General features: G+C 37.2%; 8 protein-coding genes. 5 read left to right on the top strand and 3 right to left on the bottom strand.

Annotated elements, in window-relative coordinates; all coding sequences use genetic code 11:
• Positions 1-9 precede the first annotated feature (9 nt).
• From ACTF48_RS02590 to ACTF48_RS02580, 3 genes are read right to left on the bottom strand one after another with little or no spacing between them, the layout of a single operon-like run.
• Positions 10-1,107, bottom strand: a complete 1,098-nt coding sequence (locus ACTF48_RS02590; RefSeq protein WP_438961576.1) for a SusE domain-containing protein — start codon at positions 1,105-1,107, stop codon at positions 10-12.
• Positions 1,108-1,128: 21 nt separating this feature from the next.
• Positions 1,129-2,721 (bottom strand): RagB/SusD family nutrient uptake outer membrane protein, encoded by a 1,593-nt coding sequence (locus ACTF48_RS02585; protein WP_438961575.1) that lies wholly within the window; start codon positions 2,719-2,721, stop codon positions 1,129-1,131.
• A 12-nt stretch (positions 2,722-2,733) separates the two neighbouring features.
• Positions 2,734-5,640, bottom strand: a complete 2,907-nt coding sequence (locus ACTF48_RS02580) for a SusC/RagA family TonB-linked outer membrane protein (RefSeq protein ID WP_438961574.1) — start codon at positions 5,638-5,640, stop codon at positions 2,734-2,736.
• 194 nt (positions 5,641-5,834) lie between these two features.
• On the opposite strand from ACTF48_RS02580, the gene ACTF48_RS02575 reads away from it, so the two are divergent.
• The 5 genes from ACTF48_RS02575 (at position 5,835) to ACTF48_RS02555 (ending at position 13,364) form a co-directional block, all read left to right on the top strand.
• Positions 5,835-6,854, top strand: coding sequence for a LacI family DNA-binding transcriptional regulator (locus tag ACTF48_RS02575; protein WP_438961573.1), 1,020 nt, complete (start codon positions 5,835-5,837; stop codon positions 6,852-6,854).
• 126 nt (positions 6,855-6,980) lie between these two features.
• Entirely contained in the window at positions 6,981-8,441 is a 1,461-nt protein-coding gene (locus ACTF48_RS02570; RefSeq protein ID WP_438961572.1) for an MFS transporter, read from the top strand.
• Positions 8,434-9,099, top strand: a complete 666-nt coding sequence (gene pgmB / locus ACTF48_RS02565) for a beta-phosphoglucomutase (RefSeq protein ID WP_438961571.1) — start codon at positions 8,434-8,436, stop codon at positions 9,097-9,099. The genes ACTF48_RS02570 and pgmB overlap by 8 nt, the downstream gene beginning before the upstream one ends.
• Positions 9,096-11,399 (top strand): glycoside hydrolase family 65 protein, encoded by a 2,304-nt coding sequence (locus ACTF48_RS02560; RefSeq protein ID WP_438961570.1) that lies wholly within the window; start codon positions 9,096-9,098, stop codon positions 11,397-11,399. Before pgmB ends, ACTF48_RS02560 begins: the two co-directional genes overlap by 4 nt.
• A 12-nt stretch (positions 11,400-11,411) precedes the next feature.
• On the top strand, positions 11,412-13,364 hold the full coding sequence (locus tag ACTF48_RS02555; RefSeq protein WP_438961569.1) for a glycoside hydrolase family 13 protein: 1,953 nt from the start codon (positions 11,412-11,414) through the stop codon (positions 13,362-13,364).
• Positions 13,365-13,366 lie beyond the last annotated feature (2 nt).

The raw sequence follows: 13,366 nt of genomic DNA, 5'->3' as shown, positions 1-13,366 counted from the left end.
TATTATTTTTTAAATACCTGTCGCTGTATAGGTATAATTACGTGGCTGACTTAAATCTAATTCTACTTTGTACAGTCCTGCTGATTGATCAAAAGTAAAGTTACCAGCATTAAACTCAAGTTCACCATCGCTATTTTCACCAAAGTTGTTTAAAGGGCTTGACCAGTCATCATTAGATCTGAATTTGAATTCAGCTTGGCTTAGGGTTACATCAACTTCCCACTTACGTGTAGTTGAGTTATAAGTCATATCTGTATCTGGGTCATTCCAGTCATTAGGAGTTGCAGTTCCTATCATGGCCCAGCTAGTAGCGGTTGCTGTCCATGTGGCATCATTTGTTGATGGATCTCCATCAGGATCAGTGTTTACTGTGATATAATAGTATCCTGGTCCAGGAACCGATAAGTCTCCACCATTAAGATCTAATAATCCAGTTCCTCCATCTCCGTAAGCTTCGTCCCAATCTTGTTCTAAAGTAAATTTAAAATTAGGAGTTGCAACGTTCATAAATATAAATCCTTCATACTCTGTACTACCGAATTCTACAGCTTCAATAAATGGAGTGTCTGCATCTCCAGGAGCCCAATCTGCTCCATATCCACTAGAAGCCGCATAGTTACCAGGCACCCATAATCTAGGGCTTTCAGTAGTATATGGCGTTACTGATAATACTAAAACATCAGAAATTAATGGCTCCATAGTACTGTCAGCGGTAGTTCCTACTACTCTCATTGCGATTACTCCTTGAGAGAATGGCGTTAGTCCTAGTTCAGCGCTTAGTTGATTCAACCTTTCCACAGAGATATCTACAAAATTATCATTAGTAGACGTTACAACAGCAGGTGTATCAAAGTTAGCCGGGTCATTAGAGGCTTGTACTTCATAGTTAACAGAAACCGGCGTTTCAAATTCTATGTCGTTCCAAACTAGACGTTCAGCTAAGTTATCCTTTGTTTCAAAAGTTAATAAGTAAGATGCCGCAGCGGTCGATTCAAATGCTAACCCTGATGATGGCTCGTTAATAAATAACTCTTCTTCATTATCGTCACATGAAATTGCGACAACTATAGCAAGAAAAGAAAGAAGTAATATTGAAAACTTTTTCATGATATGTAATTTTAATTATGATTAATATCCAGGATTCTGGATGAGGTTTGAATTTAAATTAAGTTCTGTTGTTGGGATTGGGTATAGATCTCTGAATGATGGAGTAGTCGTACCGCTTTGTACATTTCCTTTCCATTCCCATACACCATTTGAAGAAAACTGACCAAAACGAATTAAGTCTTGACGTCGGTGTGCTTCCCAGTGTAATTCTTTAGCACGTTCATCAAGTATAAAGTCTAGAGTAAGATCACTTGTAGTTATACCATTGTTAGTATTACCATAAGCTCTCTCTCTTAGTGTATTGATATAACCTACTGCGGTTGCAGCATCACCACCTTGACCACGTGCAACAATTTCAGCATACATTAGGTATGCATCAGCAAGTCTAAATACTGGAAAATCTGTACTTACAAAAAGGTCGTTACCTGTAGAAGAACCGTCACTATTAATGTTTTGAAATTTCACGATAGCATATCCATCGGTAAATGTTCCTACATCAGCAATACTTTTGTTTTGTCCATTAGTAAAAAAGTTTTCTCTACCATCTGCGGAATTTTCTTCGTTTTCAAAAATCTCAACAAATTCTGGTGTTGTTCTGATTCCGCCCCATCCGCCGTCAAGACCGTATTGAGAAGCATCCATAGCTCCTCCTACTGTTGCGTGAGCTAAGAAGGTTGTACCACCGAATGTTTGTGTATTTGCACCATCAAAATTAAGAGTCCAGATGAATTCACTTTGGGCACCATTACGATCATTATCTGCTAGGAAAGATGATGCGTACGATAAGTTAGTGTCTATGGTGTATCCCTGAGCAATAACTGCGTTTACATAAGTAAGTGCATCTGTATAACGTGCAGTTCCAGTATAGACCTCAGCATTTAGATATAGTTTAGCTAGTAACATCTGTGCAGCCGCTTCACTTACACGACCATATTCAGATCCAGAACCAGCCGGTAGCTCGTCTATAATGTCTAATAATTCGCTCTCTATGTAGTTAAATAAGTCTACGCTAGAAATATATTCTGGAAGATCAGAGCCATCAGCAGCATTTTCTTCTGTTGTAAAAGGTAATGTACCAAATAAGTCTAAACCATGGTAGTATGATAAGGCTCTTAAGAAACGAGCGTCAGCTCGATAGCTTCTTACTAAGTCAGCTTCAGTACCACTAAGACCAGCGCTAGTAATAGCTCCATCAGTAGATTCTCGTAAAAAAGCATTATTCAAGGTTACTTGATAACTTAAACGAGAGAACATAGCTGCAAGGAATTCATTATCTGGAGTCCAGTTTTGCCAGTGTAAGTCTTTAATAGTACCATCGTTCCATGCTATGATAGCCTCGTCAGTAGACAGTTCTTGAAGCTTCCAGTATAAACGGCTGTAGTTGGAAAAACCACCATCTATACCTTGTATGTCTGCTCCGCCGTCACCACCTTGTTGACCACCTATGATAAGACCTGCATATAATTTTGCCCATCTTCCTTGAAAGTCTTCAAGACTATTCAGGCCGTCAGCAGCTTCTGTATTTCCTTCTGGCTCTAAGTCTAGAGTATCATTACAAGCAACTAAGGTAGCTGCAAGAAAGAATATAAGGATTGTTGATTTAAATATTTTCATGTTCTTAGAATTTTAAAAGTCAAAATTAAGTCCAAAGATTACGCCTCTGGTTCTAGGGAAAATAGCACCATCTACACCATTACCTAACTCAGGATCTAAACCACTGTAGTTAGTAATTGTAAATAAGTTTGTTCCTGTGATTGAGGCTCTTATACCTACTTGGTCTGTATTAAACGTATAACCTAACGAAAGGTTATCTAATCTTACAAAATCAGATTTCTCTATGTATTCACTTGAGAATAATAAGTTTAATGGAGCACTTCTAAAGTCGTTATCTAGAATACCACTTGTAGAGTTGTTAAGGAAATCTCCTGGATTTTCAATTACTGAAACTGCATTTTCTCTAGCAGCTCTCACGTTGTTATAGTTGTAACCACCTACAGATCCTCTTAAAGTAAAACTCATATCAAATCTCTTGTAGTTAAGGTTAGAAGTGAATCCAAAAAACGCATCTGGATTTCCTTGCTTATAACGCACTCTATCGTCGCTATTGATCACATTATCACCATTACGATCTACAAACACCCCATCTAATGGGTTACCTTCTTGATCATAAACCTGTCTGTAAACAACAAATGCGGTAGGATCTGCTCCTACAGCCCATTCTTGTATAAAGTTATTAAAACCTTGACCACTTACCGGTGTTTGTGGTACTGGAGCATCATTATCTCCTAGTGATAAATCCGTAATTTCGATTTCATTAAAAGTTAAATTACCACCTACACTCCAGTTAAAGTTTTCTCCTTTAAATAGTTTTACTTGTGCGTCTAGTTCAATACCTCTACTGCGAGTTGCACCTACATTTTGTAGTGCAAAGTTTCCTAAGGATCCAGCTGCTAGTGGTCCAAATTGTAAAAGATCTTCAGTGTCACGAGTGTAAACGTCTATAGAACCTGTTAAACGATCATCAAAAAATCCGTAATCAATACCTACGTTATATTGAGTAGTTTCCTCCCATTTAAGATCAGTTGTTAATTCAGGTCTTATCGTTGTATAAAAACGGTCACCTATTTGAACTTGTGCCTGGTCATTACTAGGAGTAGATCTATTTAAGTATAAAAAGTCTTGACCTATTTCTTGTTGTCCTGTAACCCCAAATCCACCACGAACTTTCAGCTGTGATATAAAAGAACTATTACGTACAAAGTCAGTGTTAGTAAGTTTAAGACCAGCACTTGCACCTCCAAAAGTTCCCCATCTGTTATCAGGAGAAAACCTTGAAGTACCATCTCTAGAAATACTAGCAGATAGTACTAATAAATCTTTAATGTCAATAGAGGCACGACCAAAGAAGGATATTAATCTATTCTCATTATATGCTTGGAACGGTTCAATATCAGCTCCTGTATTATCTTGGCTGAAAGAAGTGCTTTCTCTTCTAAAACCTTGATAGCTACTACCTGCTGTAAGCTCAAGTTTAGAATCTATTCTTTCGAGGTCTTTTTTGTAATCTAAACGAGCATTAAGCAATTGATTTACTCTTATACCGTTTGAACTAGATGCAGTACCAGCATTTAATAGAGTCACTGCAGAACCGTTTACCCTGCTAGATGAAGAATCAAACTCATTATAGTCTAAACCAGCAGTACCGTTAAAGGTTAGTCCGTCTACACCTGGTACTTTATAGTCAGCCTGTAATGTGGTTCTGATCTGATTGTTATCTGTTTGAGCTCTTAGGCTGCGTAATAGTCCTAGTGGATTTCTAGGAGCATTAGGGTCTATATCACCATTGCTTTGGAAATATTCAAAGAAACCATTAGGTCCATTTACATCAAAAACAGGTTGCGTAGGATCAAAATCTATAGCAGATCCTATGGCACCTTCATCAGCATTTCTAATTTCTTCAAGGGCACCTTGAACATTTAAAGTAAGTTTCAAATCATTTTTAAGTAATTTTTGAATCACACTAGCATTTAAACTAGTACGCTTATATCCAGAAGTCTTAAGAACACCGTTTTGATTAGTGTGCGCTATGTTTGCACGTATGGCAGTGTTATCATAACCCTTTTGAAGTGTAATGTTGTGAATAGCCTGTGTTCCATTCTGGTAAATCTGGTTTTGCCAGTCAGTATTAGCTGTTCCTAAAAGAGCTATTTGATCTGCACTACCTACTTCATTCATGTATGATCTAAATTCATCACCGTTTAGAACATCTAATCTTTCAGCTGTTCTGTCTATGGCAAATTGTACACCATAACCTATCTCTAAATCACTACTTAGTTTACCTTTTTTAGTGGTGATGATAATTACACCATTTGAAGCACGGTTACCATATATAGCAGTTGCACTAGCATCTTTAAGTATGGTAAAGCTTTCTATTTCAGCAGGGTTTATAGTATTAAGGTTTGCATTAGTCGCATCTAATGGTATTCCATCAACTACATATAAAGGGTCAGCACTAGCACTTAAAGTAGAACCAGCTCTTACTCTAATTTGTGGCCCATCTCCTGGTCGCCCGGTAGCTGCAGTAACTTGAACACCAGCTGCTTTACCAGCTAGTAATTGTCCTGGAGATACAATAGCTCCTTTGTTGAATTCTTCAGTTTTTACGGTGGTTTGTGCCGCTGTTACATTTTCTTTGGTTGTACTACCATAACCTATAAGAACTATGGCATCAAGTTCAGATGGGTTCTCGGCAAGACTTACATCTATGGTTGCTTGACCAGTGTATTCAATCTCTTGGGAAGTGTATCCTAAGTATGAAAAAACTATCGTAGCGCCATCTGGCACATCACCAAGAGTATAGTTCCCGTCGAAATCGGTTGCGGTACCATTAGAGGTTCCTTTTACAAGAACGCTGGCACTAGGGACAGGTAAACCGGTACTTGCATCTTTAACAGTTCCTGTCACAACACTTTGAGCTACAGCTAGTAAGGGAAGTACAAGAAACAATAAAGCAGTTTTAAATTTTTGATTCATTACTGAAATTATTTAAATTAATAGAGAATATCTTCTTCTCACACGGCTCAAAAATATGTAAACTCTGTGTTAAGAAACCGTTTTCGCAATGCAATTCTACGAAAACGTTTTCGGTGTTTTTTACTAGCTTTAATTGTATTATATTTCGCTTTCGCGAAAGCGTAACTAATTATGTTTAAATAATTTATACAAAAATGGCTCAAAAGTTAACACTCAAAAAAATTGCGCAAGAATTAAAGGTTTCCATATCCACCGTTTCTAAGGCTTTAAGGGATAGTCACGAGATTAGTTTAGAAACACGTAACAAGATTAAGGAGTATGCAAAACAATATAACTTTAAGCCTAACAACATTGCGTTAAGTCTTAAAAATCAGAAAACTAAGAAAATTGGTATTATTATTCCTGAGATTGTGCACCATTTTTTTGCAACGGTAATTTCTGGTGTAGAAAGAGTCGCAAATGAAAATGGATATCAAGTAATTATATGCCTTTCTGGAGAGAGTTTTGATAAAGAAGTTGTGAATATGGATATGCTGGCAAATGGTTCTATAGATGGATTTATCATGAGTCTTTCTAAAGAAACTATGGAAAAACAGGATTTTCATCACTTACGTGAAGTAGTAAATCAAGGGATGCCTATAGTTATGTTTGATCGAGTAGCAGATGATATTTCTTGTGATAAAGTGATCATAGATGATGTAGAAGCCGCAAATAAAGCAACAGAGTTTTTACTGCGTAAAAACCGTAAAAAAATAGCACTATTAACTACTCCAGATTATGTGAATGTAGGCAGATTGCGTACTCAAGGGTTTAAAGAAGCACTGATGAAGCGTGGTTTTGAAATAGATGAAAATGCTATTCTTAAAATAGAAGATATAGATCATTGTGCACAGCAAATAGAAGAGTTTCTAAGTATAAATGAACACGATGGAATTCTTGCAGTTAATGAGTTATTTGCGGTAACTGCTAGTAAGGTCCTGCAACGTTTAGGAAAAACTATTCCTAAAGATGTAGCAATTGTTGCGTTTACAGATGGAATTCTTTCAAAATATGCAAGCCCAACGCTTACAACAATAGGTCAAAAAGGAGAAGAAATGGGAGGTCTAGCGGCAGCAAAACTCATTGAAAAACTGGAAGTTGATCATAAAGAAGATGAACGCTACGAAACCGTTATCGTAAAAACTTCTCTCGTAGAAAGAGAATCTACACCGTAATTTTTTAACTTGCGAGCGTTTTAAAGATAAAACTTTAAACAGAACATCAAAACTTATCTTCTTCACACACAAATATTTAAGTTTTGATAAGTCATAAGGCTTATCGTCATTAAAAAAAATAACGATATGCAAAAGCCTAAGTTAGGTTTCTGGAATATCTGGAACATGAGTTTTGGATTTCTGGGTATTCAGTTTGGTTTTGCCTTACAGGGCTCAACTATGTCACGTATTTTTGAAACATTAGGAGCAAATAAGGATGAGATACCTCTATTATGGATTGCTGCTCCTCTTGCAGGACTTATTGTTCAACCTATTATAGGTTATCTCAGTGATAATACCTGGCATAAAACCCTAGGTCGTAGAAGGCCTTTCTTTTTATTAGGAGCTATACTTAGTTCCATCGCTTTATTATTCATGCCTTATTCTTCTGAGGTGTGGATGGCTGCAGGATTACTATTAGTCCTCGATGCGTCTATTAATATTTCTATGGAACCGTTCCGAGCTCTGGTGGCAGATAAGCTACCAGAATCTCAACGTAGTTATGGTTTTGTAGTACAGACCTTAATCATAGGTGTGGGAACTTGGGTAGCCAGTAACTTACCTAAATGGGTAAATAATACACTGGAAATATCAAATGAAGCGCCAGCTGGAGTAGTTCCAGATTCTGTTAAAGTCGCTTTTGCCGTCGGTGCTTTTGTTTTCATTACTGCAATCCTTGTGACCATATTTACTACTAAAGAATATTCTCCTGAGGAATTAGCCCAGTTTGACGATTCAGAAAAAGAACCTGAAGAGAAAAAAGGGATGTGGGAAACTATATCGAGCACTTATGCGCTCATGCCTTTAGTGATGAAAAAGTTAGGTGTTGTTCAGTTCTTTTCATGGTTTGCCTTTTTTGCGATGTGGACACTCGCAAATCCAGCTCTTACTAGTCATATATATGACGCACCTAAACCCGATGTTATAGAATATGCTCAAACCACAACAAATGAAAAAGGTGAGCTAGAAGCGTTAAAAAATGATGATAAAGAAATCATTTTCTTAAATCAGGCTCAAGAGCAAGAGTATAAACAAAAAGACAAAGCCTATAATGAGGCCTCTGATGATGTAGGTTCTAAAATGGGAATCTATGGATTAACTTCCATGATTTTTGCCTTAGGTCTTACATTCTACACAGCTTATAAGAGCATTAATAGAAAGTACATTCATATGGCGTGTCTTATTCTAGGTGGTTTAGGTTTCTTATACATGTTTTTCATACCAGGTGAACCGCAAAAGTTGATCATTTCTTTTAGCTTAATAGGTATTGCATGGGGAAGTATTTTATCCATGCCTTATGCTATGTTGTCCAGCTCAGTAGAATCTCATAAAATGGGATTGATGATGGGTGTTTTTAATATGTTCATCGTCATACCGCAAATCATCGCTGCCGTAGGTGGTGTCGTATTCCTGCAAAAACTCATAGGAGAAGAAGCTATTCATGCAATGACTATAGCAGGAATCTTTTTGATCATAGCAGCGTTTTCAAATTTATTAATCACTAATAAAAAGGCAATTACATATCAGCCTTCCATAGATAATGAGTAAAAAAGCATTCATATTTGACCTAGATGGTGTAATCGTGGATACCGCAAAGTTTCATTTTATAGCTTGGCAACGATTAGCAGCTTCTCTAGGAATCAATTTTACCGAAAAAGAAAACGAGCAACTCAAAGGAGTTTCTCGAGTAAACTCCTTGAAGAAAATTTTGGAATGGGGAAATAAAGAAATCAGTCCAGCCATTTTTCAAACTAAAATGGACCAGAAAAATGAAGAATATCTCGAGCTTATTAAAACGCTAGATGTAAATGATATTCTTCCTGGTGTGCATGATTTTTTATTAGAACTTAAAGAATTGGGACAGCCTATCGCCTTAGGAAGTGCTAGTAAAAATGCAAGACCTATTCTAGAAAAATTAGGTATTAAAGATCTTTTTGATGTGATCGTAGACGGAACTGACGTGACCAAAGCAAAACCAGATCCAGAGGTATTTCTTAACGCTTGTAATCATTTAGGTTATACCGCAATAGATAGTGTCGTTTTTGAAGACAGCGTTGCTGGTGTACAAGCAGCAAATACCGCTGGTATGATTTCTATAGGTCTAGGAGAACAAGACATATTACACGAGGCAGATGAGGTGTTTACACACTTTACAAACATGCCACAAGATTATATTAAAACATTATTGAATAAAAAGAAGCAATGAATCAGGAATATATAAAAGCTGATGCGTGGTCTATCATAGAAGAAGGATGGAATCCTGGATTAGTAAAATCTAGTGAGAGTTTATTTTCCATAGGTAATGGTGCCATGGGACAGCGTGCAAATTTTGAAGAACAATACAGTGGTGATACTTTTCAAGGAAGCTATGTTGCAGGTGTTTATTATCCAGATAAAACTCGTGTAGGATGGTGGAAAAATGGCTATCCAGAATATTTTGCTAAGGTGTTAAACGCACCTAACTTCATAGGTATAGATATTTTTATAGACGGTGAACCGCTTGATTTACATTTAGTAGAAAAGGTTAGTGATTATAAGCTAGAGCTTAATATGAAAGAAGGCTGGCTTGAACGCAGCTTTGTAGCGCACCTTTCAGAGGATAAAGTAATTCAAGTAACAGCTCGCAGGTTTTTAAGTTTAGAAGTAGATGAGCTAGGTGTTATTAATTATGAAGTAACTGCCGTAAAAGGAACGCTAAAAATAGAATTTCAACCTTACCTTGATGCAGGAATCACAAATGAAGATTCTAACTGGGATGACGCATTCTGGGAAATAGAAGAATTAGAGTCTCAGGATCATCAGGGATTCATACGCAGTCGTACTAATAAGACTAATTTTCATGTCTGTACCTTCATGCAGTCAGAGCTTGTTCAGAATGGCGAGCATCTTCAATATGCAGATCATTTAGAACAAAACAATAAAGTGGTGCGCCACACGGCAAGTATTGACCTAGAAGAAGGTCAGAATGTGACCTTGAGAAAATATGCAGGATATACTTCTAGTTTAAACCATCAACAGTATGAACTGTTTGATGCTGCTAGAAAAGTGCTTACTCATGCCACATTAACAGGATATGATGTATTATTGCAAAGTCAGATTGAGAAATGGGCACAAATATGGTCCATGGCAGATATTACCATAGACGGAGACCTTAAAGCACAACAAGGAATACGTTTTAATATATTCCAGCTCAATCAAACTTACAGTGGTAAGGACGCTAGATTAAATATAGGTCCTAAAGGATTTACAGGTGAAAAATATGGAGGTTCCACGTACTGGGATACTGAGGCATATTGTATACCTTTCTACATGGCTACTAAAGATCAACAAGTAGCAAGAAATTTATTGAAATATAGATATGAGCAGCTAGACAAGGCCGTTGAAAATGCTGAGAAATTAGGGTTTTCTTCTGGAGCTGCTCTTTATCCTATGGTTACCATGAATGGTGAGGAATCTCATAATGAATGGGAAATCACCTTTGAAGAAATACACCGTAATGGTGCGATGGTTTTTGCCATTTACAACTACGTGAGATATACAGGAGACTACTCTTACATTCCAGAAATGGGACTAGAAGTAATGATCGCGATCGCTAGATTCTGGCATCAGCGAGCTACCTTCTCGCAAAAAGCAAATAAATACATGATCCTAGGTGTGACAGGACCTAATGAGTATGAGAATAATGTGAATAACAATTGGTACACTAATTATTTAGCCAAATGGTGTATCAATCAATGTCTAGAACATCTAGATAAAGTAAAAGATGGATACGCGAGTGACTATGAGCGTATCATAGGTCTCACACACCTAACAGGATCAGAAACGGCATCATGGAAAGAAGTCGCAGATGGTATGTATGAACCTTATGATGAAGAACTAGGCGTTTATTTACAACAAGACGGTTTCTTAGATAAAGAAATCATACCGGTAAAAGATTTAGATCAAAAACACAGACCTATCAACCAGAAATGGTCTTGGGATCGCATTTTAAGAAGTTGTTACATCAAGCAGGCAGACGTACTGCAAGGATTCTATTTCTTTGAAGATCATTTCTCTAAAGAATCACTAGAAAAACACTTTGATTTCTATGAACCATTAACCGTTCATGAGAGTTCGTTATCGCCATGTGTTCACAGTATTCAAGCGGCTAAACTAGACCGCATGGATCAAGCTTATGAATTCTATTTAAGAACCTCGCGCCTGGACTTAGATGATTATAATAAAGAAGTAGAAGAAGGTTGTCATATCACCAGTATGGCAGGAACCTGGATGAGTATTGTAGAAGGTTTTGGAGGTCTTAAAATCGTTGATAACAAACCTAGTTTTGATACTAAACTTCCGGAACAATGGGATGGGTTTAGCTTTAAAATTAACTTCCGCCATCAAGTGTTGCATGTAGAAGTTACTAAAACAGGAACACAGGTAACCACTCAAGGAAATGATCCTGTAGATGTGATCGTTAATGGTAAAAGTATAACGCTTCAGCCTCAATCTGTAAATGCTTAGATCATGAACAAGATGGTTAGAATTATCAGTGTTATTGTTGCTCTCGCTTGTTCTTCTAGTTTCGCTTTCGCGAAAGCGGAATTAGAAAACACTTTATGCCACACTAAAGCGTCTCTAGCACCATCCATAGACCGCATAGAACCGCCGTTTTGGTGGGTAGGAATGGAGCACTCGCAAGTCGAGGTCATGTTATATGGTGAAGAAATAGGATTAGCAGCTGAAATAGATTCAGAATTGCCTATTGTTAAAATCAGGAAAACAGAAAACCCGAATTATATATTTCTTACATTAGAAACTAAGCAAGCAACAGCAGGTAGTTTTGAAATAGAACTCACCTTTAATCCTAAAAAGTCACTTTCAATTACTTATGAATTAAAAGAAAGAACGGCCAACTCAAAAAACCGCAAAGGATTTGATTCCAGTGATGCCATTTATCTAGTCATGCCAGATCGTTTTGCAAATGGTGATCTGTCTAATGATAGTACTGACGATACGGTAGAAAAAGCAAACCGCGATTTTAAAGGTGGACGTCATGGTGGCGATATTCAGGGAATTATAAATCATCTGGATTATATCGATGATCTAGGAGCAACGGCGATATGGAGCACGCCATTATTAGAAGATAATGATGCGCGCTATTCTTATCATACTTATGCGCAAAGCGACCTCTATAAAATAGATGCGCGTTATGGAACTAATGAAGATTACAAGCGATTAGCTAATGAGATGCATAAGCGCGACATGAAATTGATCATGGATTATGTGACCAACCATTGGGGCGCGACACACTGGATGATGCAGGATTTACCTACGCAAACTTGGTTGCACCAATTTGACGATCATAACGGAAAAGACTTCCCAGTAGCTGGTTATGCAAATTCTAGTTACCGTCAGACCACCCAAATGGATCCTAACGTTTCTCAAATTGATGATCGTTATGCAGAGAAAGGTTGGTTTGTAAGCACCATGCCCGATTTGAATCAAAGTGAACCGTTAGTTTTAAATTATTTGATTCAAAATGCGATCTGGTGGATTGAATATGCTGGACTAGACGGTTTTAGAGTAGATACTTATTCTTATAATGAGAAGCATGCGATTGCCCAATGGACTAAAGCGATCATGAAGGAATATCCTAACTTTAATATCGTAGGAGAAACATGGATGTATGATCAGGCACAAATTGCTTTCTGGCAAAAAGATAGTCCTGTAGGCGCTATTCAAAGTTATAATTCAGGCTTACCTAGTGTGATGGACTTTACCTTGCACGATGCCATTATGAAAGCCTTTAATGAAGATGAACAGCAATGGGATCAAGGAATGATCAAAGTCTATGAGAATTTTGTCAATGATTTCTTGTATCCAGACATAGACAATATTCTGGTTTTTGCAGGAAATCATGATACGAATCGCATCAATGGTAATGGTTTATATAACGGCGATTTGGCTAAATACAAACTAGCCATGACACTAGTATTAACCACTCGCGGTATCCCACAAATTTATTACGGTGATGAAATAGGCATGGCAGGAAATCGCGATACAGATGGCGATGGTGATATACGTCGAGACTTTCCTGGTGGCTGGAATGGCGATGAAATTAACGCCTTTACAAAACCTACGGACTACCAAAAAGGCTTTCAAGAATTCACTAAAAAACTCCTCAATTACCGCAAGAACAAAGAAGTGATTCATAACGGTAAATTGCTACAATACGTGCCTGAGAATAATTGTTACGTTTATTTTAGATATAACGATGATTCTCGTGTTATGGTGATCATGAATAATAATCCTGAAGAAATCACTTTAGATTTAAAGCGATTTAAAGAAGGAATAGAAAATCGCAAACAAGGATTAGATATTATCTCAGGCGATAAAATAAAACTGGATAAGACTTTAAAAGTATCTGGTAAAACCAGTTTAATTATAGACTTGGATGATTTAGGAAGTGGTCCTAGATGGTTTTAATT

Origin of the sequence: Nonlabens sp. (assembly GCF_965660805.1) — a bacterium.
In the GTDB taxonomy this organism is placed as follows: Bacteria; Bacteroidota; Bacteroidia; order Flavobacteriales; family Flavobacteriaceae; genus Nonlabens.
The sequence above is the reverse complement of the archived record's forward strand: the minus strand, read 5'-3'. Positions and strand labels throughout refer to the sequence as shown.

Coding starts and splice junctions, on each gene's coding strand:
- ACTF48_RS02590 (WP_438961576.1), bottom strand. CDS start 1,107: ATGAAAAAGTTTTCAATATTACTTCTTTCTTTTCTTGCTATAGTTGTC.
- ACTF48_RS02585 (WP_438961575.1), bottom strand. CDS start 2,721: ATGAAAATATTTAAATCAACAATCCTTATATTCTTTCTTGCAGCTACC.
- ACTF48_RS02580 (WP_438961574.1), bottom strand. CDS start 5,640: ATGAATCAAAAATTTAAAACTGCTTTATTGTTTCTTGTACTTCCCTTA.
- ACTF48_RS02575 (WP_438961573.1), top strand. CDS start 5,835: ATGGCTCAAAAGTTAACACTCAAAAAAATTGCGCAAGAATTAAAGGTT.
- ACTF48_RS02570 (WP_438961572.1), top strand. CDS start 6,981: ATGCAAAAGCCTAAGTTAGGTTTCTGGAATATCTGGAACATGAGTTTT.
- pgmB (WP_438961571.1), top strand. CDS start 8,434: ATGAGTAAAAAAGCATTCATATTTGACCTAGATGGTGTAATCGTGGAT.
- ACTF48_RS02560 (WP_438961570.1), top strand. CDS start 9,096: ATGAATCAGGAATATATAAAAGCTGATGCGTGGTCTATCATAGAAGAA.
- ACTF48_RS02555 (WP_438961569.1), top strand. CDS start 11,412: ATGGTTAGAATTATCAGTGTTATTGTTGCTCTCGCTTGTTCTTCTAGT.